The sequence below is a fragment of the [Mycobacterium] manitobense genome (assembly GCF_025821665.1).
Lineage (GTDB): Bacteria > Actinomycetota > Actinomycetes > Mycobacteriales > Mycobacteriaceae > Mycobacterium > Mycobacterium arseniciresistens.
Genome location: NZ_JACKSJ010000258.1, coordinates 1 through 21,142 on the forward strand (window position 1 = coordinate 1; position 21,142 = coordinate 21,142).

Consider the following 21,142-nt stretch of genomic DNA (forward strand, 5'->3'; position numbering starts at 1 on the left):
GCGCTCGCCGAGGCCGGCCTGCAGGCGCCACACTGGCCGCCGCCGCACGGGCGCGGGGCCGGTCCGGCCGAGCAGCTGCTGATCGACCAGGAGCTGGCCGCGGCCGGGGTCGACCGGCCCGACCTGGTCATCGGCTGGNGGGCGGCCCCGACGATCCTCGAGCACGGCACCCCCGAGCAGGTCGAGCGGTTCGTGCCGCCCACCCTGAGTGGCGAGCTGATCTGGTGCCAGTTGTTCTCCGAGCCGGGCGCCGGCTCCGACCTCGCGGCCTTGCGCACCAAAGCCGTTCGTGCCGAAGGTGGTTGGAAGCTGACGGGACAGAAGGTGTGGACGTCCTCGGCGCACCGGGCGCAGTGGGGAGTCTGCCTGGCGCGCACCGATCCCGACGCTCCGAAGCACAAGGGCATCACCTACTTCCTCGTCGACATGGCCTCGCCCGGCATCGTGATCCGGCCGCTGCGCGAGATCACCGGCGACGAACTGTTCAACGAGGTGTTCTTCGACGACGTGTTCGTGCCCGACGAGATGGTGGTCGGCTCGGTCAACGACGGCTGGCGACTGGCGCGCACCACCCTCGCCAACGAGCGCGTCGCGATGGCAGCGGGCACCGCGCTGGGCAATCCGATGGAGGAATTGCTGCGCACCGTCACCGAACTCGACCTCGACGTCGCCGAGCAGGACCGCCTCGGCACCCTGATCCTGTCCGCCCAGATCGGCGCGCTGCTCGACCAGCGGATCGCCCAACTCGCGGTGGGCGGTCAGGATCCCGGTCCGCAGTCCAGTGTCCGCAAGCTGATCGGGGTGCGGCACCGTCAGGCGCTGGCGGAGTTCAAGATGGACCTGTCGGAGGGTGCCGGCGCCGTGCACAGCCCCCAGGTGTTCGAGTTCCTCAACACCCGCTGCCTGACCATCGCGGGCGGCACGGAGCAGATCCTGCTGACGCTCGCCGGCGAGCGCCTGCTGGGCCTGCCGCGCTAGTTGAACGAGGCCTGCGCGCAGGCGTCCGGCGACGTCAAGTTGACGCCTGCGTACACGACTTGGATGTGGGCGCACACGATCAGCGGGACGTCGTTCCTGTGCTGTCCCGTCCGCCAGTCCGTGGGCCAGGTGTTGCCCTGCACAGTGAACTTCTCGGGCGGCCCGCCGCCGAAGTAAACCGTCGACAACTCGACGTAAGTTTGCGACTTGAACAGCCGGGTGTTCGGCGAAACGAACTGAGTCTCGACCCAGACCCCGCGGTCCATGGTTCGCACCGTCGTGGTCTGGCGGCCGTACGCGTCGCCGGGAAACCCGATCACACCCTCGGGGGAGCGCAGGTTGGCGGCAGTGTTCCACAGGCAGTTCGATTCGGCCGCAATGCAGTTCGCGGTGACGTGCATCTCGAGCGTGGTGGTGGGGTTCACCGGAATAGAGGAGTGGGCCGTGTCGATCGCAGCGGATGCGGCCGGATTCGGTGCGATGAACATCAACGCCGATATCCCCGCCAGCCAGCCTGTCAATCGCTTGGTCACGTTGTTCCCTTCGGTGCGGCGAATGATAGCCCTTCGCTACTCGTCGTAAGTGACTTCAACCGATTCCGAACGCGGCAGCGCCTGGCATCCCAGGATCAGGCCCTCGTCGAGATCGGACTGCTCGAGCACGTCGTTGATCGGCATCTCGACGTCCCCGCTCTTCTTGAGCACCGCGCACGCGCCGCAGTGGCCCTCGCGGCAGGAGAACGGCGCGTCGAGTCCCTTGTCGAGCAGGACGTCGAGCAGCTTGGCCTTGCGCGGCCACGTCACCTCGTGAGTGGCGCCGTCGAGTGTCACCACCGCGGTCGCGGGGCCTTCGTCGCTGTCGTCCTCCTCGATCACCACTGCGGCGAACGGGTCGGATTCGAGCGACTTGAACACCTCGAGATGGATGCGGTTGTCGGCGGCGCCTGCGCTGCGCAGGGCCTTCTCGGCGGCGGTCATGAACGGTCCTGGCCCGCAGATGTACGCGTCGTGGCCGGCATAGGGCGCGATGAGGCCCGCCAGCGCGGCCGGGTCGGGCAGGCCCTGCACGGTCTCGAGCCAGTGCACGACGGTCAACCGGTCGGGGTATTCGGCCGCCAGGTCGCGCAACGCGCCGCCGAAGATCACCGACTTCTCGTCGCGGTTCGCGTAGAGCAGGACCACCCTGCCGCTGCCCTTCACCAGCGCCGACTTCAGGATCGCCAGCATCGGCGTGATCCCGCTGCCCGCGGCCAGCAACAGGAAATCGCCGTCCAGCGTCTTGGGCACGAACGTGCCCGACGGCGCCAGCACGTGCAGCTTCATGCCGGGGTGCGCGTGGTCGCACAGCCAGTTCGACGCGTAGCCGTCGGCGGTGCGCTTGACCGTCACGGTCAGCGGATCGTCGGTGAACGGCGAACTGCACAGCGAGTAGCAGCGGGCGACGGAACCGGTGCGGTCGCTGGGCACCCGAAGGGTCAGGAACTGCCCCGGCGCGTAGCGCAACCGCTCGGCGGGAATCTCCGGGTCACCGGGCCCGTCTGGCACCTTGAACACCAACGAACGTGCGTCGGCGGTCTCCTCGACCACGTCGGCCACTTCGAGCTCGAGCACGTGGCTGCCGAGCGGCTCGTCGGTCACGTCGCCTCAACCCTTCCGTCGCGTAGAATTAGAACAGGTTACAGAAATGCATGTGCGCAGGTCCAGCCGCCACAGGAATACGCTGCTCGACACAAATCGTAACGTGTTCTAATCTTTGTCCAGCCCTACTTCCGGGAGGCACTCCAGTGACGTCCATTGAACAGCGTGACGTGCAGTCGGTCCTAGCCGGCATCGACGATCTGCTGCCGCTGATCGCCAAGCGCGCCCAATCCGCCGAGGAACTGCGGCGCCTCCCCGACGAGACGATCAACGAACTCGACGAGGTCGGTTTCTTCAAGCTGCTGCAGCCCGAGCAGTGGGGCGGCCTGCAGTGCGACCCGACCGCCTTCTACGAGGCCGTCCGGCGGATCGCCAGCGCGTGCGGTTCCACGGGCTGGGTGAGCTCGATCATCGGCGTGCACAACTGGCATCTGGCGCTGTTCGACCAGCAGGCCCAGGACGAGGTGTGGGGCAGTGACCCGACGGTCCGGGTGTCGTCCTCGTACGCCCCGATGGGTGCGGGCACCGTGGTCGACGGCGGCTACCTGGTCAACGGTGCGTGGCAGTGGTCGTCCGGATGTGACCACGCCACCTGGGCGTTCCTCGGCGGCCCGGTGATCAAGGACGGCAGGCCGGTCGATTTCGGCAGCTTCCTGATCCCGCGCAGCGACTACCGCATCGACGACGTCTGGAACGTGGTGGGGCTCAAGGGCACCGGCAGCAACACCGTCGTGGTCAAGGACGTCTTCGTCCCGCGCCACCGGTTCCTGTCGTATCGGGCGATGAACGACGGCACCGCGGGTGGCTACGAGAACAACACCGCGCCGGTCTACAAGATGCCGTGGGGCACCATGCATCCCACCACCATCAGTGCGCCCATCATGGGAATGGCCTACGGCGCCTACGACGCGCACGTCGAGCATCAGGGCAAGCGCGTGCGTGCGGCGTTCGCGGGCGAGAAGTCCAAGGACGACCCGTTCGCCAAGATCCGGATCGCCGAGGCGGCCAGCGACATCGACGCCGGCTGGCGTCAGCTGATCGGCAACGTCCGCGACGAGTACCAGCTGCTGCAGGCCGGCCAGGACATCCCGTTCGAGCTGCGCGCCAGGGCCCGCCGCGACCAGGTGCGCGCCACCGCCCGCGCCATCGCGTCGATCGACCTGCTCTTCGAGGCCTCGGGCGCCACCGCGCTCAATCTCGACCAGCCCGTCCAGCGGTTCTGGCGCGACGCCCACGCCGGCCGGGTGCACGCCGCCAACGAGCCCGAGCGTGCCTACCTGATCTTCGGCAACGACGCATTCGGGCTGCCACCGCAGGACACGATGGTCTAGATGACGTCGTACATCAAACAGGTCGAGACGCAGGCCGAGGTCACCTTCGAGTCGACGTCGCGCTACGCGCAGGTGGCCGACGACATGAAGCTGCACTACCACGAGGCGGGCGTCGGCAACGGCGAGACGATCGTGCTGCTGCACGGCGGCGGTCCCGGCGCGTCGAGCTGGTCGAACTTCGGCCGCAACATCGCGGTGCTGGCCAGGCACTTCCACGTCCTGGCCGTCGACCAGCCGGGCTACGGCCACTCGAGCAAGCACACCGAGCACGAGCAGTACAACCGTTACAGCGCCAACGCGCTGCTCGGCCTGTTCGACCACCTCGGCATCGAACGCGCTGCGCTGGTGGGCAACTCGCTCGGCGGCGGCACCGCTGTGCGCTTCGCGCTGGACAATCCGAAGCGGGCGGGCCGGCTGGTGCTGATGGGGCCCGGGGGTCTGAGCGTCAACCTGTTCGCCCCTGATCCCACCGAAGGCGTCAAGCTGCTGGGCCGCTTCACCGCGGATCCCACCCGCGAGAACATGGAGCGCTTCCTGCGCATCATGGTCTTCGACCAGAAGATGGTGACGCCCGAACTGGTCGACGAGCGGTTCGCGATCGCGAGCCAGCCGGAGTCGCTGGCCGCCGCGCGGGCGATGGGGAAGTCGTTCGCCGGGGCGGACTTCGAGCTCGGCATGATGTGGCGCGAGGTGTACAAGCTGCGCCAGCCGATACTGCTGATCTGGGGCCGGGAGGACCGGGTCAACCCGCTCGACGGCGCCCTGGTGGCGCTCAAGCAGATCCCCCGGGTGCAGCTGCACGTCTTCGGGCAGTGCGGCCACTGGGCCCAGCTGGAGAAGTTCGACGAATTCAACAAGCTCACCATCGATTTCCTGGGAGGTACACGATGAGCATCCGTTCTCTGGGGTACCTGCGCATCGAGAGCGCCGACGTCGGCGCCTGGCGCGAGTACGCGTTGAAGGTGCTCGGCATGGTCGAGGGCAAGGGCCCCACCGAGGGCGCGCTCTACCTGCGGATGGACGAGTTCCCGGCCCGCATGGTGATCGTGCCCGGCGACCGTGACCGGCTGCTGTCGTCGGGTTGGGAGACCGCGAACGCCGCTGCGCTGCAGGAGATCCGCAACCGTCTCGACATCGAGGGGACGCCGTACAAGGAGGCCACGGCCGCCGAACTCGCCGACCGTCGCGTCGACGAGATGATCGTCTTCGACGACCCGTCGGGCAACACCATCGAGGTGTTCCACGGGGTGGCACTGGAGCATCGCCGTGTCGTGAGCCCCTACGGCCACAAGTTCGTCACCGAGGAGCAGGGCCTCGGCCACGTGGTGCTGACCACCCGCGACGACGCCGAGACGCTGCACTTCTACCGCGATGTGCTCGGCTTCCACCTGCGCGACTCGATGCGACTGCCACCGCAGCTGGTCGGCCGTCCCGCCGACGGCGCGCCGGCGTGGTTGCGGTTCCTCGGCGTGAACCCGAGGCACCACAGCCTGGCGTTCATGCCCGGCGAGACCCCAAGCGGCATCGTGCATCTCATGGTCGAGGTCGAGAACGCCGACGACGTGGGCCTGTGCCTGGACCGGGCGCTGCGGCGCAAGGTCAAGATGTCGGCGACCCTGGGGCGGCACGTCAACGACAAGATGCTGTCGTTCTACATGAAGACTCCCGGCGGCTTCGACGTCGAGTTCGGTTGTGAGGGGCTCGAAGTGGAGGATGACGCCACGTGGATCGCTCGCGAGAGCACCGCGGTCAGTCTGTGGGGGCACGACTTCAGCGTCGGCTTCAAGTAGCGATGAGCGTCCGCGCGAAGAGCCGAGGACACTGATGGCCGCCGAGCCCATCGACCCGCGCACATTCCGGCATGTGCTCGGCCAGTTCTGCACTGGCATCACGATCATCACGACGGTGCACGACGACGAGCCGGTCGGCTTCGCGTGCCAGTCCTTCGCGGCGCTGTCGCTCGACCCGCCACTGGTGCTGTTCTGCCCCACGAAGGTGTCGCGGTCCTGGCAGGCGATCGAGGCGAGCGGCAAGTTCTGCGTCAACGTGCTGCACGAGAAGCAGAAGGACGTCTCGGCGCGGTTCGGGTCGAAGACTCCGGACAAGTTCGCCGGGATCGACTGGCGGCTCTCGAAGCTCGGCTCGCCGGTGATCGACGGCACGCTCGCGCACATCGACTGCACGGTGGCCTCGGTGCACGACGGTGGCGATCACTTCGTGGTGTTCGGCGCGGTGCACTCGCTTTCCGAGGTGCCGAAGAAGAAGCCGCGGCCGCTGCTGTTCTACCGCGGCGAGTACACCGGCATCGAGCCCGACAAGAACTCGCCGGCGCAGTGGCGCGACGACCTCGAGGCCTTCCTCACCGCCACCACCCCCGACACCTGGCTCTAGCGCACCCGTTTTCCGCGAGGGTGCGTGTCTGCCGGCGACACGCCGCGCGGACTCCAGCAAATGTGCACGCTCGCGCGGCGCCGGCGATCGGGGCCGGCAAATCCGTCGCCGGCGCGGCGTTGATTGATTCGGCACACTGCTGCCCTTAAGGGAAGCCGTCCCTGCTGGGGCGTCGCCACGGTGACGCTTGCGCGTAACCGCGCTGTCATACGGATCTACGTGCCTGGGCGAAGCGCTCGCTCGGTCCAGCGGTCATCCACATGCTGGATGGTGCAAACACCAACGGCCAGTGGTGCTTCTGTCGCTTGTGCCGACTTCACGCTGCTGTCAACCTTGGTGCGACAGGAGCGGCGACACGACAGCGCGGGGGACACGAAATGACAAGCATCACAACTCGATCCGAGGAGCCGGGCGAAGTCGACGACACCGTCGAGTTCCCTGCCGTCGCCGCGATGCCGGTGCTCATCACAGAACAGCAAGTGCGATTCGCAACGGCGGCAGCCGAGGTCGTCGTGTCGCGCCGGCGGCCGTGGTCCTGGCTGGCCACGATGCGGACGCCGCGCAAGCCGCATCGGCGCCACCGCCCCTCTCGGCGTGCGGATTACATGGAGCACGCCGCGATGTCGCGGGAGATGCACCGGCTCTGATGCCGACTAAAGCTGCGCGTCGATGAAGTCGACTATCGCCGCCGCCACCTCGCGGTGCGCGGTCTCGTTGAGGATGTCGTGGCGACCCGGGAACTCTTGCAGCTGTAGCGGATCGATCTGTTCGGCATACGCCCGGACAGCGCCGATCGAGGCGATCGGATCGGCGGTGCCGTGCACGGCCAGCGTCGGCACCTCGAGGCCCGGTAGGTCCGCGCCGAATCTGTCCCAGCCGCGGTCGAGTTCGCGGGCCAGCGCTGTGGTGTCGGCGTCGATGAACGCGAGCGGATCGTTCTCCAGCGTATCCAGATAGAACGGGTCGGCCGACAGCCAATCCGGGTCCAGCTGCACGGACGTGTCGGCATCGAGCAGTTCGGCGACGGGCACGAGCGGTGCGCCCGAGATCACCGCTGCGGCCGCACGGGCGTCACCGCCCAGCAGGCGGAACAGGGTGACGATCGCGCCGAACGAGTGGCCCTGCGCGATCACCGGCACACCGGCCTCAGCGGCCAGTGCGGTCAGCGAATCGGCGAGGGCCGAGCTGTCCTCGATCGAGCCGAAGTCACCACGGTCGCCCGGGCTCAGGCCGTGACCGAACTGATCGACCGCCCACAGGTCGATGCCCGCGGCATTCAGGGCGAAGCCGTAGCGGTGGTAGACGCCGGTGTGCTCGCCGAAGCCGTGCAGGAAGACGACGGCCGCCCGGGGCTCGTCAACGGCCCAGTGCCGGTAGTACGCGCGGCCGCGATCGTGGTCGAGGAAGGGCATGGCTGACTGCACCACGCGCGCAACCGTGGGCGCAAGGTGTCGTCAGTGCCGCTGTGCCGTGTCGAGGATCAGCTGCACCGTGTCGTGCGGTCGGTCCCAGTGCGGAAAGTGCCCACAGTCGTCGAACCAGTGCATCGTGGCATCGGGAAAACGCTCCTGGGCGCGGGCGGCCTGACTCGGTGGCGTCACCCGATCCTTTCGACCCCAACCGATCACCACCGGAGCCCGCAGCGTTCCAGCGGGTGCCCCCTGCTGCCTCGGCCCGTGCACCAGAGCATGCATCGCCGCATCCAGGCTGGGGGAGCGCTTGAACGCCCGCAATTCCGTGCGCACCAAATCTGCGGGCAGGCGCCAGGGTCTGGCGGAGAACTGCAGCAGCAGCGCCGTTCGGGTCAGCGGGGTAGCGGCCAACGCGGGGATGAGTGGGTCGATGGCACGCACCAGCTTCAGCGACGGGCCGACCGTCGCGCCGAATATCCGCGCCTGGGCGTCGGTCCAGAACCCGCCCGGGTTCAGTGCGACCACCGCACCACCGTGACCGCGCCGCGCCATCTCCAGTGCGATGCGCGCGCCCATCGAGCTCCCGACGACGCTGACGTCGCCGAGGTCCTGTTCGACGACGAAGTCCTGCACGGCATCGGTCAGCGCCGCGACGGTGACCTCACCGGGCAGCGGGGCGCTGGCGCCGAAGCCGGGCAGATCCACGGCGACCACCTCGCGCCGGGCGGCCAGCGCCGGGACGACGGGATCCCAGTTGTGCAGCTGCGAGATGCCGTGGACCAGCAGCAGTGGCGGACCGGAGCCATACCGACGGAAATGCATGGAGGTGGTCTACCCACACCGCCGGACACGGCGGTGACGATCCTATGAACGTCCCAGCAGCACGTCGCTCTGCTCGGTGACCCGGGCCCGGATCGCGCTCACCACGGCCGAGACCTCGGGCCGGCGCATCGTCTCCGCCCGAGTCACCAGCCAGTAGCTCAGCCGGACGGCGACGGCGTCGGGCAACACCCGCACCAGGTCGTCGTGGCGGTCGGCCATGAAACACGGCAGCAGTCCGAGGCCGGCGGCCGCCCGGGTGGCCTCGACGTGCACGAACACGTTGGTCGACGTCACCGACTCGCGCATCGCCGGAGCGAAACTGGTGGCCACGTCCAGGTCGTCGACCTGGAGCATCGAGTCGATGAAGTACACCAGCGGATAGTCGGTCAGCGCGTCGATGCCGCGCGGCGTCCCGTGCTCGGCCAGATAGGAGCGTGCGCCGTAGAGCCCGAGACAGTAGTCGCCGAGCCGGATCGCCTCGGCCCGGTGCACCTGCGGCTCACCGACGACGACCTCGATGTCCAGGCCCGATCGCTGCTGGGTGGCCCGCCGGGTGGCAGCGACGATCTCCACCGCCACCCGCGGATGGCGCCGCTGCACCTGGGCCGCCGCGGGCGCGGCGATGTAGGCGCTGAAGCCGTCGGTCGCCGACAGGCGCACCACGCCCTCGAGTGCCCGCTCGCCGCCGGGATCGGCGTCGAGTGAGCGCACCGCCGTCTCGACCGCCTCGGCCGCGGACAGCGCGGCCCTGCCCAGGTCGGTGAGTTCCCAGCCGCCTGCCACCCGAGTGAGCACCCGGCCACCCATCGACTGTTCGAGCGCGGCGATCCGCCGCGAGATGGTGGTGTGGTTGAGTCCGAGTTCCTCCGCCGCGGTGGTGTACCGGCCGGACCGTCCGACGGCCAGCAGCACCAGCAGGTCGTCTGCGCTGGGACGGCGGCCGGGGACGTTCACGTCTGCAGTTTTGCAGATCGAAGCTGCAGATTTGACCATTGCGGCGCGGTCGACGTGCATGAATACTCACCTGCAGAGTGCGGTCGGTCACAGTGCGGCCTCCCTATGTCCTGCGTCATGAACGGAGCGTGCGATGAGCGTGCAGGAACCGGCACAGCCGGACACCAGTACCCCCGGCTCGATCACCCAGGGGCTCAAACGCGTCGTCGTGGCGTCGATGGCCGGCACGGTCGTCGAGTGGTACGAGTTCTTCCTCTACGGCACTGCCGCGACACTGGTGTTCAACAAGATCTTCTTCTCCGAGACCACCAGTGAGCTGAACGCGATCTTCCTGGCGTTCGCGACCTACGCGGTCGGGTTCGTGGCGCGGCCCGTCGGCGGCGTGGTGTTCGGCCACTTCGGCGACAAGTACGGCCGCAAGAAGCTGCTGCAGTTCAGCCTGATCCTGGTCGGTGCGGCGACGTTCCTGATGGGCTGCCTGCCGACGTACGGGCAGATCGGTTACTGGGCGCCGGGGCTGTTGGTGACGCTGCGGTTCATCCAGGGCTTCGCGGTCGGCGGTGAATGGGGCGGTGCGGTGCTGCTGGTCGCCGAGCACAGCCCCAACCGCCAGCGTGGATTCTGGGCCAGCTGGCCGCAGGCCGGTGTGCCGGTAGGCAACCTGTTGGCCACCGTGGTGCTGCTGGTGCTCACCACGACGCTGCCGGACTCCGCATTCCTGTCGTGGGGCTGGCGCGTGGCGTTCTGGCTGTCGGCCGTCGTGGTGCTGGTCGGCTACTACATCAGGACCAAGGTCACCGACGCCCCGATCTTCCTCGCCGCCCAGCAGGAGGTGGAGCGGGTGAAGGCCACCTCGTTCGGCGTGCTCGAGGTGCTGAAGCGTTACCCGCGTGGCGTTTTCACCGCGATGGGCCTGCGCTTCGGCGAGAACATCATGTACTACCTGGTGGTCACGTTCTCCATCACCTACCTCAAGACCCAGGTCGGCGCGGACACCACGTCCATCCTCTGGTACCTGCTGGTGGCGCACGCTGTGCACTTCGCGGTGGTGCCGCTCGTCGGCTGGCTGTCCGACCGGTACGGCCGCAGGCCGGTGTACATGGTCGGCGCGATCACCGGCGCCACCTGGGGGTTCTTCGCCTTCCCGATGATGAACAGCGCGAACTACGTGGTCGTCACGGCGGCCGTCACCATCGGCCTGGTGTTCCATGCGCTGATGTACGCCCCGCAGCCGGCGATCATGGCCGAGATGTTCCCGACGCGGATGCGGTATTCCGGTGTGTCCCTGGGCTATCAGGTCACCTCGATCGTCGCCGGTTCGCTCGCGCCGCTCATCGCGGTCAAGCTGCTCGACATCTACGGCTCCTCGGTGCCGGTCGCCATATATCTGGCCGCGGCGTGCGCGGTCACCCTGGTCGCGGTGTTCTACACGAGGGAGACCCGGGGCATCGATCTCGAGTCCCTCGACGAGGCCGACCGCGCGGACCTCGCCCGGGAAGCCGAGGCCGCCCGCCCATGACCGATCTCGACGAGCGCAGCGCCCTGGTCACCGGCGGCGCGAGCGGCATCGGCGCGGCCTGCGCACGGGAACTCGCGGCCAACGGCGCGACGGTCACCGTCGCCGACCTCGACGACGTCGCCGCGAAGGCGGTCGCCGACGAGATCGGCGGAAAGGCCTGGGCGGTGGACCTTTCCGATGTCACCGCACTCGAGGGCCTGACGCTCGACGTCGACATCCTGGTCAACAACGCCGGTGTGCAGCACGTCAGCCCGATCACCGACTTCCCGCCCGAGAAGTTCCGCTTCATCCTGGCGCTCATGGTGGAGGCGCCGTTCCTGCTGATCCGCGCGGCGCTGCCGCACATGTACGAGCGGGGCTTCGGGCGGATCGTCAACATCTCCTCGGTGCACGGCCTTCGGGCGTCGGAGTTCAAGTCCGCCTACGTCACCGCCAAGCATGCGCTCGAAGGGCTGTCGAAGGTGACGGCGCTCGAAGGCGGCCCGCGCGGGGTGACCAGCAACTGCGTCGACCCCGGGTACGTTCGCACGCCACTGGTCACCAAACAGATAGCCGATCAGTCCAAGGCGCACGGCATCGCCGAGGATGAGGTGGTGACACAGATACTCCTCAAGGAGGCCGCGATCAAACGGCTCGTCGAACCCGCCGAGGTGGCCTCGCTGGTGGGTTGGCTCACCGGCCCGCAGGCCGGCATGGTCACCGGCGCCTCGTACACGATGGACGGCGGGTGGAGCGCACGATGACCGACGACTCCGACGCGGTCGAACCGCAGTGGGTCCCCACCGACCGGGACGTCGCCGGGTCCGCCATCACCGACTTCGCGGGATTCGTCGCCGCCCGCACGGGACGCGACATGCCCGACTACCAGACGCTGTGGCAGTGGTCGGTCGACGATCTCGCCGGCTTCTGGTCGGTGCTGTGGGAGTACTTCGAGCTGGGCGACGCACCGGCCCAGGTGCTCGCCGACGACGAGATGCCCGGGGCCCAGTGGTTCCCCGGCACCCGCTGCAACTACGTCGACCAGGTCAGGCGGCAGGCGCGCGGTGACCGCACCGCCGTCATCTACGTCGACGAGGACGGCAACGGCACCGAGATGTCGTGGGACGAACTCCTCGGTCGCGCTGCGGCGTTCGCGCAGACGCTGCGCGACCTCGGTGTCGGCCCCGGCGACCGCGTCGCGGGGTATCTGCCGAACGTCCCCGAGGCCGTGGTGGCATTCCTGGCGACCGCGGCCATCGGCGCCGTCTGGAGCGCCTGCGGCCAGGACTACACCGCACGGGCCGCGCTCGACCGCCTCGGCCAGCTCGAGCCGACCGTGCTCGTCGCCGCCGACGGCTACCGGTTCAACGGCAAGGTGCACGACAAACGGGACGAGATCAGTGCGCTGCGAGCCGGGCTGCCGACGTGCAAGGCCGCCGTCCTGGTGTCGCGCCTGGGTCTCGACGCCCCCGACGACTGGCTGGACTGGGCCGCCGTCAGCGCTCCCGGTGACGCCGAGCTGAACACCGAGCAGGTCGAGTTCGGCCACCCGCTGTGGGTGCTGTACTCCTCGGGCACCACCGGCCTGCCGAAGGGCATCGTGCACGGGCACGGCGGCGTTCTGGTGGAGCACCTCAAAGCCGTTGCGCTGCAGTCAGACATCGGCGCCGACGACGTGTTCTTCTGGTACACCAGCCCGAGCTGGATGATGTGGAACTACCAGGTGGCGGGCCTGCTCGTGGGGGCGACCATCATCTGCTACGACGGCAGCCCCACCTGCCCGACACCCGACGCGCTGTGGAAGGTCGCGGCCCGCTTCGGCGTCACGGTGCTCGGCACCAGCCCCGGTTACGTGCTGGCCTGCGCCAAGGCCGGGGCGGTGCCTCGCCGGGACCACGACCTCTCGGCGCTCAAGACGGTCGGCATCACCGGATCGTCGCTACCCGCGTCGTCGTCGATGTGGTTGCACGACAACGTCGGTGAGCACGTGCAGGTGTCGTCGATCAGTGGCGGCACCGACGTGGTGTCGGCCTTCGCCGGCGGGGTCCGCACGGTGCCGGTGTGGCCGGGTGAGCTGTCAGCGCCGTTCCTCGGTGTCGCGCTCGACGCCTGGGACGAATCCGGTCAGCCCGTCCGCGGCGAGGTCGGCGAGCTCGTCATCACCAAGCCGATGCCGTCGATGCCGGTGTCGTTCTGGAACGACGACGACGGAAGCCGCTACCGCGACGCCTATTTCGAGATGTACCCGGGGGTGTGGCGGCACGGCGACTGGATCACCCGCACCGAGCGGGGCAGCGTCGTGGTGCACGGCCGCTCGGACTCCACCCTCAACCGGCACGGGATCCGGATGGGCAGCGCGGACATCTACCAGGCCGTCGAGGGGCTGCCGGAGATCGCCGAGGCGCTGGTGATCGGCATCGAACAATCCGACGGCGGCTACTGGATGCCGCTGTTCGTCACCCTCGCCGACGGCGGTGAACTCACCGACGAGCTACGCGCCACGATCAAGGACACCATCCGGGCCGACGTGTCGCCGCGCCACGTGCCGGACCAGATCGTGCTCGCGCCCGGCATCCCGCACACCCGCACCGGCAAGAAGCTGGAGGTGCCGGTCAAGAAGCTGTTGCAGGGCGCCGATCCGGCGAAGGTGGTCAACCCGAGTGCGGTCGACGACCCGGCGCTGCTGCAGTGGTACGCGCAGCAGAAGCCTTAGCGTCCGGCCAGCCACGGCCCGATCCGGCGCAGCGCCTCGGTGATGTCGCCGGTGGGGCCGGCGAAGGAGAGCCGGACGAACGAGCCGCCGTGCACGGTGTCGAAGTCGATTCCCGGTGCGATGGCGACGCCGGTGTCCGCCAACAGCTTCGAACAGAACGACATCGAGTCGGTGGTGTGGTCGGACACATCGGCGTAGACGTAGAACGCGCCGTCGGTGGGTGCGACCCGGTCGACGCCGATCTGTCGCAGGCCGTCGAGCAATAGCCGCCGGTTGTCGGCGTAGTGCCGCAGCAGGCCGTCGGACTCCGCGATGGATTCCGGGGTGAAGGCGGCGACGGCCGCGTGCTGGGCCAGCGCGGGCGGGCAGATGGTGAAGTTGCCCGTCAGCCGGTCGACCGCGCGCCGGAGTTCCTCGGGCACCAGCAGCCAGCCGAGCCGCCATCCCGTCATCGCGAAGTACTTCGAGAAGCTGTTGACCACCACGGCATCCCGCGAGGTCTGCCAGGCGCAGCTGGTGGCGGGGGCGCCGTCGTACACCAGGCCGTGGTACACCTCGTCGCTGATCAGCCGCACACCTGAGGCGGCGCACCACGAGGCGATGGCCGCGAGTTCGTCGGGGGCGATCACCGTTCCGGTGGGGTTGGCGGGGCTGGCCACGATGACGCCCTGCACCGGCGGATCGAGTTCGGCGAGCTGGCGGGCGGTGGGCTGGAACCGGGTGTCCGGCCCGCACGGGATCTCGACCACCTCGCAGCCCAGCGCCGAGAGGATGTTGCGGTAGCAGGGATAGCCGGGACTGGCGATCGCCACCCGGTCGCCGACGTCGAAGCACGCCAGGAACGTCAGCAGGAAGCCGCCCGACGAGCCGGTGGTGATCACCACGTCGTCGGGCTGCACGGCAAGGCCGTAGCGGTCGTCGTAGCGCTGCGCGATCGCGGCCCGCAGTTCCGGGATCCCCAGTGCGACGGTGTAGCCGAGCTGATTGCCCTGCAGTGCGGCCACGGCCGCCTCGCGCACCGCCGTCGGTGCGCCGGCGCTGGGCTGACCCGCCGACAGGTTCACCAGGTCGCCGTGCGAGCGCTGCCGTTGCGCGGCGGCCAGCCAGACGTCCATTACGTAGAACGGCGGGATGCCTGCCCTCAGTGCCACCCGGTCACTCATTGCGTCAGGCTACTGAAGCGGGTTGTGCTGTTTGCGCGAGGCGGCCGAGCGGGGCGGCCGGTCGCGCATGTGGTCGCGGACCCGGCTCATCAGGTCGCCGAGGGTCTGCACGTCGGAGTCGGAGAGCGCGCCGTAGAGCAGGTCGCGTACCACCTCGATGTGGCCGGGCAGGACCTTCTCCACCCGGCTCCGGCCCGCCCGGGTGATGTCGACGACCGTGGCCCGCTGGTCGTGCGGGCTCGCGGTGCGGGTGATGAGGCCCGCCTTCTCCAGCAGGCCGGCCTGATGGGTGAGGCCGCTGCGGCTGTAGACCACGCCGTCGGCCAGCTCGGTCATGGTGAGTGGCCGGTCGGCGTCGGCCAGTGTGGCCAGCACCTCGAACTGCACGTAGCTCAGGTCGCCCTCGGCCTGCAGCTGCTGCCGCACGGCGTACTGCAGCAAGCTCACCGCCTCGGTGAGCGCGAAGTAGGTCCGCATCTGTGCGGGTCCGAGGGCTTCGGCCATGTCGCCAGCATAGTGCTTCGAGCTCGAAACAATTACTTCTGCGAGTCGGGAATGCTTCGCGTTCGAAGCAAGTTACTCCGGGTGCAACTGCTTCGATATCGAAGCAACCGACGAAGGAGGACATCATGAAGGCTGCGATCTACCACCGGTACGGCGACAGCGGAGTGCTGCGCTACGAGGACGTCCAGCGGCCGACGCCGGGCGCAGGCGAGGTTCTCGTGAAGGTCGCCGCGACCTCGTTCAACCCCGTCGACGCCGGCATCCGGGGCGGCTACCTGTCCGAGGTGTACGCCATCGCGTTCCCGCACACGCCGGGCATCGACGTCGCGGGCACGGTCGCCGAGCTCGGCGAAGGGGTGGACGGCCGGCAGCTCGGCGACGCCGTCGTGGGCATGCTTGCACTCGATGCCGACGGAGCCGCCGCGGAGTACGTCGTCGCACCGGCCGAGGCGCTGACCGCCGCGCCACACTCGGTCGCCCTGGCCGACGCCGCCGCCCTGCCGACGGTCGGGCTGACGGCCTGGCAGGCGCTGTTCGACATCGCCGGGCTGAAGGCGGGCCAGACGATCCTGATCAACGGCGCGGGCGGCGCGGTCGGCGGGTACGCCGTCCAGCTCGCCAAGCGCGCCGGGGCCGTCGTCACCGCGACCGCATCCGCGCGCAGCGCGAGCCGGCTGCGCCGCTACGGCGTCGACCGGCTGATCGACCACATCGACTACGCGACAAAGCCGTTCGCCGTCGACGGGCAACCGTTCGACGTCGTGCTCAACCTGGTGAGCACCTCACCGGAGGAGACGGCGGCGCTGGTCGGCGTCATCGCGGAGGGTGGCTTCCACGTCGGCACCATGACGTCGGGGGAGGAGAACTCCCGGGTGCGCACGCAGCGGGTCTTCGTCCGCAGCGACGCCGCGCAACTCGCCGGCCTCGTCCGCCGCGTCGACGCCGGCGAACTGCACATCGACGTCGCCGATCGCCGCCCGCTGGCCGAGGTCGCCGCGGTGCACGACGAGTCCGACGCCGGACGGCTGCCCGGCAAGACCATCCTCATCCCCGGTACATAGTGATTTCGGCGCGGAAACGCTCGCTCAGCGAACGTTTCCGCGCCGAAATCGCCGCTAGAGGACCTGGGACTCGAGGCGACGCAGATGTTCGCGCGGCGGGCCGAGCAGCTGGGCGCTGCCGTGGGCGCGCTTGAAGTACAGCTGGATGTCGTGTTCCCAGGTGATCGCGATGCCGCCGTGCAGCTGGATCGCCTCGCCCGCCACCGCGCTGAACGCCTCGCTCGCGGTGAACCGGGCCAGCGCCGCGGACGTGGCCGACGGCTCGGCGATCGCCTCGGTCACCACGGCCTTGGCCGACTGCACCAGCACGTAGAGGTCGGCCATCCGGTGCTTGAGCGCCTGGAAACTGCCGATCGGCCTGCCGAACTGCACCCGGTCCTTGGTGTAGGCGACCGTCAGCTCCAGACACCGCGCCGCGGCGCCGATCTGCTCGGCGGCCAGCAGCAGCGCCGCGATGTCGGCCAGCCCCGGATCGGCCCCGACGTCAGCGTCGGCCCGGCCCCGCACCCGCGCCAGCCGCCGCGTCGGGTCCATCGGCACGTGCGCCTCGACGGACACGTCGGCCCACCGCACCAGCCGGTCGCCGTCGAGGGCGATCACCACGTCGGCGACGTCGCCGTTCACCACGTACTCCGGGTCGAACACCACCGCGCCGATGCGGGTGCCCTCGGCCAGCCCCTCGAGGGCGTCGGTGTCCGGCTCGTCGGCGGCGAGCAGCGCGAGTTCGGCCAGGGTCGTGCCCAGCAGCGGCGTCGGCACCAGCGCCCGGCCCAGCTCCTCGATCACCACCGCCGCGTCGGCCAGTTCACCGCCGGCGCCGCCGAGCTCCTCGGGCACCACCAGCGCGGCCGCACCCACCTGCTCGCACAGCAGCTTCCACAGCGACTCGTCGTAACCGCGGTCGGACGCCATCGCCTCGCGCACCGCAACGGGGGAGGCGTGCTTGTCGACCAGTGCGGCGACCGTGTCGCGCAGCAATTCCCGCTCTTCACTCATTCGCCGGCCCCCTCGGTCAGTGCCTCCAGCACGCGCCTGCGGTGCCACGCCGGGTCACCCCACGCCGAGCGCAGCGCCTGCACCCGCAGCAGCCACAGCGACAGGTCGTGTTCGTGGGTGAAGCCGATCGCCCCGTGGGTCTGCAGCGCCGAGCGCGCGGCCAGCAGCGCGGCGTCGGAGGCGGCGGCCTTGGCGGCGCTGACATCCCGTGCGGTGTCCGCGGATCCGTCGCCGAGCGACAGGGCCGCACCGTAGACGAGCGGGCGGGCCAGTTCGACGGCGATGAGCACGTCGGCCAGCTTGTGCTTGATCGCCTGGTACGAACCGATCGCACGGCCGAACTGGTGACGCTGCTTGGCGTACTCCACCGACTGGTCGAGCATCGCCTGTCCGGCGCCGACCAGCTGGGCGGCGGTGGCCAGCGCGCCGAATTCGTAGGCGCGGGCGACGTCGGCGGCGCGGGAATCACCGGTGGCGGTGACGTCGAACAGCTTTCGCGCCGGGTCCACGGACTCGTGCGGTGCGCCGGCGGACCCGTCACGCACACCCGCGTCGTCGGCGAGCAGCACCAGACCCGCGGTGTCGGCGTCGACGGCCCGCGGCACCTGAGGCGGCAGGGCGACGGTCGCGATCAGCTCACCGGACGCCAGCGCGGCGCTGCGCTCGTCACCGGCCAGCAGCACCGGCGCCACCGCGATCGACTCCGTCACCGGCCCCGGCACACACCAGCGGCCCAGCCGCTCGGCGGCCACCACGAGGTCGACCGGGTGGGCGTCGATGCCGTCGAACTCCTCGGCGACAAGCAGCGCCGTGACGCCGAGGTCGGCCAGCTGCGCCCACACCTTGCGGCCGGGTCCGGCGTCACCGGCAGCCCAGGCACGCACCGCACCCGGCACGTCGGCCGCGCCGAGCGCCGCGTCGATACTGGCGGCGAAATCACGCTGCTGTTCGTCGATCTCGAAGTTCATTTGGCCTGCCCTTTCGGCTCGCGGGGCAGACCCAGCAGCCGCTCGGCGATGATGTTGCGCTGGATCTCGTTGGTGCCCGCATAGATCGGCCCGCCGAGCGCGAACAGCAGTCCGTCGGTCCAGGAGCCTGCGAGTTCGGCGTCGGCGCCGTGCAGGTCGAGCGCGGTCTGGTGCAGCTCGACATCGAGGTCGGACCAGAACACCTTCGTCACCGACGATTCCGCGCCCAGCTCGCCGCCACCGGCGACGCGGGTCACGGTGCCGAAGGTGTGCAGGCGGTAGGCCTGCGCCTTGATCCAGGCGTCAGCCACCCGGTCGGCCATCGCCGAAGGGCGCCCACGCTCAGTCCATTCCGAGACCAGTCGTTCGGCCGGCGCCAGGAACCGCGCCGGGCTGCGCAGCGACATGCCGCGTTCATTGCTCGACGTGCTCATCGCGGCCCGCCAGCCGTCGTTGACCTCACCGATCACGTCGGCGTCGGGTACGAACACGTCGTCGAGGAAGATCTCGCCGAACCCGGTGTCGCCGCCGAGCTGGACGATCGGCCGAACGGTGACGCCGTCGGCCTTCAGGTCGAACATCACGTAGGTGAGGCCCTTGTGGCGCTGCGCCTCCGGGTCGGAACGGAACAGCCCGAACGCCCTGTCGCCGAACGGCGCCCGGGAACTCCAGATCTTCTGACCGTTGAGCAGCCAGCCGCCGTCGGTACGTGTCGCCGTCGAGCGCAGCGAGGCCAGGTCGCTGCCCGACTCCGGCTCAGACCAGGCCTGCGCCCAGATCTCTTCCCCGCTGGCCATTTTCGGCAGGATGCGGTCCAGCTGTTCGGCGGTGCCGTGCGCGAATAGCGTCGGCGCCAGCATCGAGGTGCCGTTCGCGCTGGCCCGCCCCGGCGCACCGGCGCGGAAGTACTCCTCCTCGTACGCCACCCACTGCAGCAGCGAGGCGTCCCTGCCGCCGTACTTCTCCGGCCAGGTGATCACCGAGAGGCCGGCGTCGAACAGCACCTTGTCCCACTGCCGGTGCTGGGCGAAACCCTCGGCGTTGTCGTAGGACGTCGTCGGGAACGAATCGCGGTTCGCCGCAAGGAACTCGCGCACCTCGGCGCGGAAGTCCTCGGCGGATTCGTCGAATGTCAGGTCCATTCAGGCTTCTTCCTTCTCGGACATCGCTCGAAGCGCAGGCTTGACCACCTTGCCCCCGGGATTGCGGGGCAGCGCGTCGAGGAACTCCACCGATCGTGGTGTCTTGAAGTTGGCGAGATGCTCACGGGTGTGGGCGATCACCGTCTGCGCATCGAGGGACGAGCCGGGCAGGGCGACGACGAACGCCTTGCCGACCTCGCCGAGCCGCTCGTCGGGCACCCCGATCACCGCCGACTCCGCCACCCCGTCGAGGCGCGCCAGCACCTGTTCGATCTCGGCGGGGTAGACGTTGAACCCGCCGCAGATGTACATGTCCTTGAGCCGGTCGGTGATCCGCAGGTTGCCCGCCTCGTCGACGGTGCCGACGTCGCCGGTGTGCAGCCAGCCGTCGGCGTCGATCGCCGCCGCGGTCGCCTCGGGGTCGTCGAGGTAGCCGAGCATCACGTTCGGGCCGCGCAGCAGCACCTCGCCCTCGGGGCCCTCGCCGTCGATGCGCAGTTCGAAGTCGGCGATCGGCCGCCCGCAGGTGGTGGCGACGGTGATCGCGTCGTCGTCCGGCCGGCACATGGTGCCGAAGCCGGCGGCCTCGGTGAGCCCGTAGCCGGTGAGCACGATGTCGATGTCGAGTTCGGCCTGCATGCGCTCGATCAGCACCACCGGCACGACGGCGGCGCCGGTGACCGCGAACCGCAGCGAGCTCAGATCGTGCTCGGCCCGCCGGGGGTGGTCCAGCAGCGACTGGTAGATCGTCGGCGGTCCGGGCAGCACGGTCACGCGGTGCTCCGCCACGGCGGCCATCGCCCGTTCGGGGTCGAACGTCAGCAGCGGGATCAGCGTGGCGCCGGTCTGCAGGCAGGCCAGGATGCCCGCCTTGTAGCCGAAGTTGTGGAAGAACGGGTTGATGCACAGGTAGCGGTCGTCGCTGGTGAGCTCGCCGCACGCGGCCCACGCGGCGGGTGCGTCGAGGGACTGCCGGTGGGCGCACAGCGCACCCTTGCTGCGCCCGGTGGTGCCCGAGGTGAACAGGATGTCGGACACGTCTTCGGGCCGGACCGCGGCGGCGCGGGCGTCTACCGCCGCGAGGTCGGTTCCGCGGGCGACGAAGTCGTCCCAGGTGCCGTCGGCCTTGTCGACGGGCACCCGGACGATGTGCCGCAGCGCGGGCAGATCGGCACCGTCCAGGGATGCCGCCTTGTCGGCGCCGAGGAACTCCCCCGACGCGAACAGCAGCGGTGCGCCGGTGCGGCCGAGGACATCGGCGGCCTCGCTGGCGGTGTAGCGGGTGTTGAGCGGCACGAGGACGCCGCCGGCGTAGTGGGTGGCCAGGCAGGCCACCACCCAGTGCCAGGTGTTGGGGGACCAGATGGCAACGCGGTCACCGGATGCGACGCCGAGGTCGATCATGGCGGCCGCGGCACGGCGGACGTCATCCCGCAACTGGGCGTAGGTGATCCGCCGGTCGTCGGTGACCAGTGCGTCGTGGTCGGCGAACTGGTCGGCAATCCGGTCGAGGACCTGGGGAATGGTCCTGCCGTCGGACCGGTCTTGCCCGCCGGGCGTCGTCATCGATGC

21 protein-coding genes are annotated in these 21,142 nt (G+C 69.5%); 10 read left to right on the forward strand and 11 right to left on the reverse strand.

Translation table 11 applies throughout. The features are described from left to right. A partial coding sequence (locus H7I41_RS28880; RefSeq protein ID WP_264016087.1) for an acyl-CoA dehydrogenase family protein occupies positions 1-978 on the forward strand: 978 nt, incomplete at its 5' end. Here the strand turns inward: H7I41_RS28880 and H7I41_RS28885 are convergent. Both H7I41_RS28885 and H7I41_RS28890 read right to left on the reverse strand, forming a co-directional pair. Further along, on the reverse strand, positions 975-1,511 hold the full coding sequence (locus tag H7I41_RS28885) for a hypothetical protein (protein ID WP_264016088.1): 537 nt from the start codon (positions 1,509-1,511) through the stop codon (positions 975-977). The genes H7I41_RS28880 and H7I41_RS28885 overlap by 4 nt on opposite strands. A gap of 36 nt (positions 1,512-1,547) precedes the next feature. Next, on the reverse strand, positions 1,548-2,615 hold the full coding sequence (locus H7I41_RS28890) for a ferredoxin--NADP reductase (protein ID WP_264016089.1): 1,068 nt from the start codon (positions 2,613-2,615) through the stop codon (positions 1,548-1,550). 146 nt (positions 2,616-2,761) lie between these two features. Between H7I41_RS28890 and hsaA the strand changes: the two genes are divergently transcribed. From hsaA to H7I41_RS28915, 5 genes are all read left to right on the forward strand, one after another. After that, positions 2,762-3,946 (forward strand): 3-hydroxy-9,10-secoandrosta-1,3,5(10)-triene-9,17-dione monooxygenase oxygenase subunit, encoded by a 1,185-nt coding sequence (gene hsaA, locus H7I41_RS28895; RefSeq protein ID WP_264016090.1) that lies wholly within the window; start codon positions 2,762-2,764, stop codon positions 3,944-3,946. After that, a complete protein-coding gene (gene hsaD / locus H7I41_RS28900; protein WP_264016091.1) occupies positions 3,947-4,837 on the forward strand; it encodes a 4,5:9,10-diseco-3-hydroxy-5,9,17-trioxoandrosta-1(10),2-diene-4-oate hydrolase in 891 nt (296 codons plus the stop codon). Beyond that, positions 4,834-5,736 carry an iron-dependent extradiol dioxygenase HsaC gene (gene hsaC, locus H7I41_RS28905; protein ID WP_264016092.1) on the forward strand — a complete coding sequence of 301 codons (903 nt, stop codon included), beginning with the start codon at positions 4,834-4,836 and terminating at the stop codon, positions 5,734-5,736. The genes hsaD and hsaC overlap by 4 nt, the downstream gene beginning before the upstream one ends. Positions 5,737-5,770: 34 nt before the next feature. Continuing rightward, positions 5,771-6,337, forward strand: a complete 567-nt coding sequence (hsaB, locus tag H7I41_RS28910) for a 3-hydroxy-9,10-secoandrosta-1,3,5(10)-triene-9,17-dione monooxygenase reductase subunit (protein WP_264016093.1) — start codon at positions 5,771-5,773, stop codon at positions 6,335-6,337. Positions 6,338-6,714: 377 nt separating this feature from the next. Next, entirely contained in the window at positions 6,715-6,984 is a 270-nt protein-coding gene (locus H7I41_RS28915) for a hypothetical protein (protein ID WP_264016094.1), read from the forward strand. Positions 6,985-6,990: 6 nt separating this feature from the next. Here H7I41_RS28915 and H7I41_RS28920 read toward each other — a convergent pair whose 3' ends face one another. The 3 genes from H7I41_RS28920 to H7I41_RS28930 are packed head-to-tail and all read right to left on the reverse strand — an operon-like array spanning position 6,991 to position 9,564. Next, positions 6,991-7,749 (reverse strand): alpha/beta hydrolase, encoded by a 759-nt coding sequence (locus H7I41_RS28920; protein ID WP_264016141.1) that lies wholly within the window; start codon positions 7,747-7,749, stop codon positions 6,991-6,993. Between the two features lie 42 nt (positions 7,750-7,791). Continuing rightward, complete coding sequence (locus tag H7I41_RS28925) at positions 7,792-8,571, reverse strand: alpha/beta fold hydrolase (RefSeq protein WP_264016095.1); 780 nt, start codon at positions 8,569-8,571, stop codon at positions 7,792-7,794. 42 nt (positions 8,572-8,613) lie between these two features. After that, positions 8,614-9,564, reverse strand: coding sequence for a LysR family transcriptional regulator (locus H7I41_RS28930; protein WP_264016142.1), 951 nt, complete (start codon positions 9,562-9,564; stop codon positions 8,614-8,616). 94 nt (positions 9,565-9,658) lie between these two features. Here H7I41_RS28930 and H7I41_RS28935 point away from each other — a divergent pair, with 94 nt between their 5' ends. Genes H7I41_RS28935 through H7I41_RS28945 form a run of 3 tightly spaced genes read left to right on the forward strand, consistent with a single transcriptional unit; the run spans position 9,659 to position 13,736 of the window. Further along, positions 9,659-11,044, forward strand: coding sequence for an MFS transporter (locus H7I41_RS28935; RefSeq protein ID WP_276009934.1), 1,386 nt, complete (start codon positions 9,659-9,661; stop codon positions 11,042-11,044). Next, positions 11,041-11,787: a 3-hydroxybutyrate dehydrogenase gene (locus H7I41_RS28940; protein WP_264016096.1), complete on the forward strand. Its 747-nt coding sequence runs from the start codon at positions 11,041-11,043 to the stop codon at positions 11,785-11,787. The genes H7I41_RS28935 and H7I41_RS28940 overlap by 4 nt, the downstream gene beginning before the upstream one ends. Further along, positions 11,784-13,736 carry an acetoacetate--CoA ligase gene (locus H7I41_RS28945; RefSeq protein ID WP_264016097.1) on the forward strand — a complete coding sequence of 651 codons (1,953 nt, stop codon included), beginning with the start codon at positions 11,784-11,786 and terminating at the stop codon, positions 13,734-13,736. Before H7I41_RS28940 ends, H7I41_RS28945 begins: the two co-directional genes overlap by 4 nt. Here H7I41_RS28945 and H7I41_RS28950 read toward each other — a convergent pair. Together H7I41_RS28950 and H7I41_RS28955 are read right to left on the reverse strand one after the other, a co-directional pair. Further along, complete coding sequence (locus tag H7I41_RS28950) at positions 13,733-14,899, reverse strand: pyridoxal phosphate-dependent aminotransferase (RefSeq protein ID WP_264016098.1); 1,167 nt, start codon at positions 14,897-14,899, stop codon at positions 13,733-13,735. The two genes, H7I41_RS28945 and H7I41_RS28950, sit on opposite strands and share 4 nt — an antisense overlap. Before the next feature lie 9 nt (positions 14,900-14,908). After that, the gene (locus H7I41_RS28955; RefSeq protein WP_264016099.1) at positions 14,909-15,403 is read right to left on the reverse strand and encodes a MarR family winged helix-turn-helix transcriptional regulator; all 495 of its coding nucleotides are present in this window, start codon (positions 15,401-15,403) and stop codon (positions 14,909-14,911) included. Positions 15,404-15,528: 125 nt separating this feature from the next. Here H7I41_RS28955 and H7I41_RS28960 point away from each other — a divergent pair, with 125 nt between their 5' ends. Continuing rightward, positions 15,529-16,464, forward strand: a complete 936-nt coding sequence (locus H7I41_RS28960) for an NADP-dependent oxidoreductase (RefSeq protein WP_264016100.1) — start codon at positions 15,529-15,531, stop codon at positions 16,462-16,464. Positions 16,465-16,518: 54 nt separating this feature from the next. On the opposite strand, the gene ipdE2 is transcribed toward H7I41_RS28960, so the two are convergent. Genes ipdE2 through fadD3 form a run of 4 tightly spaced genes read right to left on the reverse strand, consistent with a single transcriptional unit; the run spans position 16,519 to position 21,136 of the window. Continuing rightward, a complete protein-coding gene (gene ipdE2 / locus H7I41_RS28965) occupies positions 16,519-17,460 on the reverse strand; it encodes an acyl-CoA dehydrogenase IpdE2 (RefSeq protein ID WP_264016101.1) in 942 nt (313 codons plus the stop codon). Further along, positions 17,457-18,428 carry an acyl-CoA dehydrogenase family protein gene (locus H7I41_RS28970; RefSeq protein ID WP_264016102.1) on the reverse strand — a complete coding sequence of 324 codons (972 nt, stop codon included), beginning with the start codon at positions 18,426-18,428 and terminating at the stop codon, positions 17,457-17,459. The genes ipdE2 and H7I41_RS28970 overlap by 4 nt, the downstream gene beginning before the upstream one ends. Beyond that, positions 18,425-19,570 carry an acyl-CoA dehydrogenase family protein gene (locus H7I41_RS28975; RefSeq protein ID WP_264016103.1) on the reverse strand — a complete coding sequence of 382 codons (1,146 nt, stop codon included), beginning with the start codon at positions 19,568-19,570 and terminating at the stop codon, positions 18,425-18,427. Before H7I41_RS28975 ends, H7I41_RS28970 begins: the two co-directional genes overlap by 4 nt. Next, positions 19,571-21,136 carry a 3-((3aS,4S,7aS)-7a-methyl-1,5-dioxo-octahydro-1H-inden-4-yl)propanoate--CoA ligase FadD3 gene (gene fadD3 / locus H7I41_RS28980; RefSeq protein WP_264016104.1) on the reverse strand — a complete coding sequence of 522 codons (1,566 nt, stop codon included), beginning with the start codon at positions 21,134-21,136 and terminating at the stop codon, positions 19,571-19,573. It lies immediately after the preceding gene. Positions 21,137-21,142 lie beyond the last annotated feature (6 nt).

Excerpts from the sequence above, each read along its gene's own strand:
- hsaD (WP_264016091.1), top strand. The coding sequence starts at position 3,947 with ATGACGTCGTACATCAAACAGGTCGAGACGCAGGCCGAGGTCACCTTC.
- hsaC (WP_264016092.1), top strand. The coding sequence starts at position 4,834 with ATGAGCATCCGTTCTCTGGGGTACCTGCGCATCGAGAGCGCCGACGTC.
- hsaB (WP_264016093.1), top strand. The coding sequence starts at position 5,771 with ATGGCCGCCGAGCCCATCGACCCGCGCACATTCCGGCATGTGCTCGGC.
- H7I41_RS28915 (WP_264016094.1), top strand. The coding sequence starts at position 6,715 with ATGACAAGCATCACAACTCGATCCGAGGAGCCGGGCGAAGTCGACGAC.
- H7I41_RS28920 (WP_264016141.1), bottom strand. The coding sequence starts at position 7,749 with ATGCCCTTCCTCGACCACGATCGCGGCCGCGCGTACTACCGGCACTGG.
- H7I41_RS28925 (WP_264016095.1), bottom strand. The coding sequence starts at position 8,571 with ATGCATTTCCGTCGGTATGGCTCCGGTCCGCCACTGCTGCTGGTCCAC.
- H7I41_RS28930 (WP_264016142.1), bottom strand. The coding sequence starts at position 9,564 with ATGGTCAAATCTGCAGCTTCGATCTGCAAAACTGCAGACGTGAACGTC.
- H7I41_RS28935 (WP_276009934.1), top strand. The coding sequence starts at position 9,659 with ATGAGCGTGCAGGAACCGGCACAGCCGGACACCAGTACCCCCGGCTCG.
- H7I41_RS28940 (WP_264016096.1), top strand. The coding sequence starts at position 11,041 with ATGACCGATCTCGACGAGCGCAGCGCCCTGGTCACCGGCGGCGCGAGC.
- H7I41_RS28945 (WP_264016097.1), top strand. The coding sequence starts at position 11,784 with ATGACCGACGACTCCGACGCGGTCGAACCGCAGTGGGTCCCCACCGAC.
- H7I41_RS28950 (WP_264016098.1), bottom strand. The coding sequence starts at position 14,899 with ATGAGTGACCGGGTGGCACTGAGGGCAGGCATCCCGCCGTTCTACGTA.
- H7I41_RS28955 (WP_264016099.1), bottom strand. The coding sequence starts at position 15,403 with ATGGCCGAAGCCCTCGGACCCGCACAGATGCGGACCTACTTCGCGCTC.
- H7I41_RS28960 (WP_264016100.1), top strand. The coding sequence starts at position 15,529 with ATGAAGGCTGCGATCTACCACCGGTACGGCGACAGCGGAGTGCTGCGC.
- ipdE2 (WP_264016101.1), bottom strand. The coding sequence starts at position 17,460 with ATGAGTGAAGAGCGGGAATTGCTGCGCGACACGGTCGCCGCACTGGTC.
- H7I41_RS28970 (WP_264016102.1), bottom strand. The coding sequence starts at position 18,428 with ATGAACTTCGAGATCGACGAACAGCAGCGTGATTTCGCCGCCAGTATC.
- H7I41_RS28975 (WP_264016103.1), bottom strand. The coding sequence starts at position 19,570 with ATGGACCTGACATTCGACGAATCCGCCGAGGACTTCCGCGCCGAGGTG.
- fadD3 (WP_264016104.1), bottom strand. The coding sequence starts at position 21,136 with ATGACGACGCCCGGCGGGCAAGACCGGTCCGACGGCAGGACCATTCCC.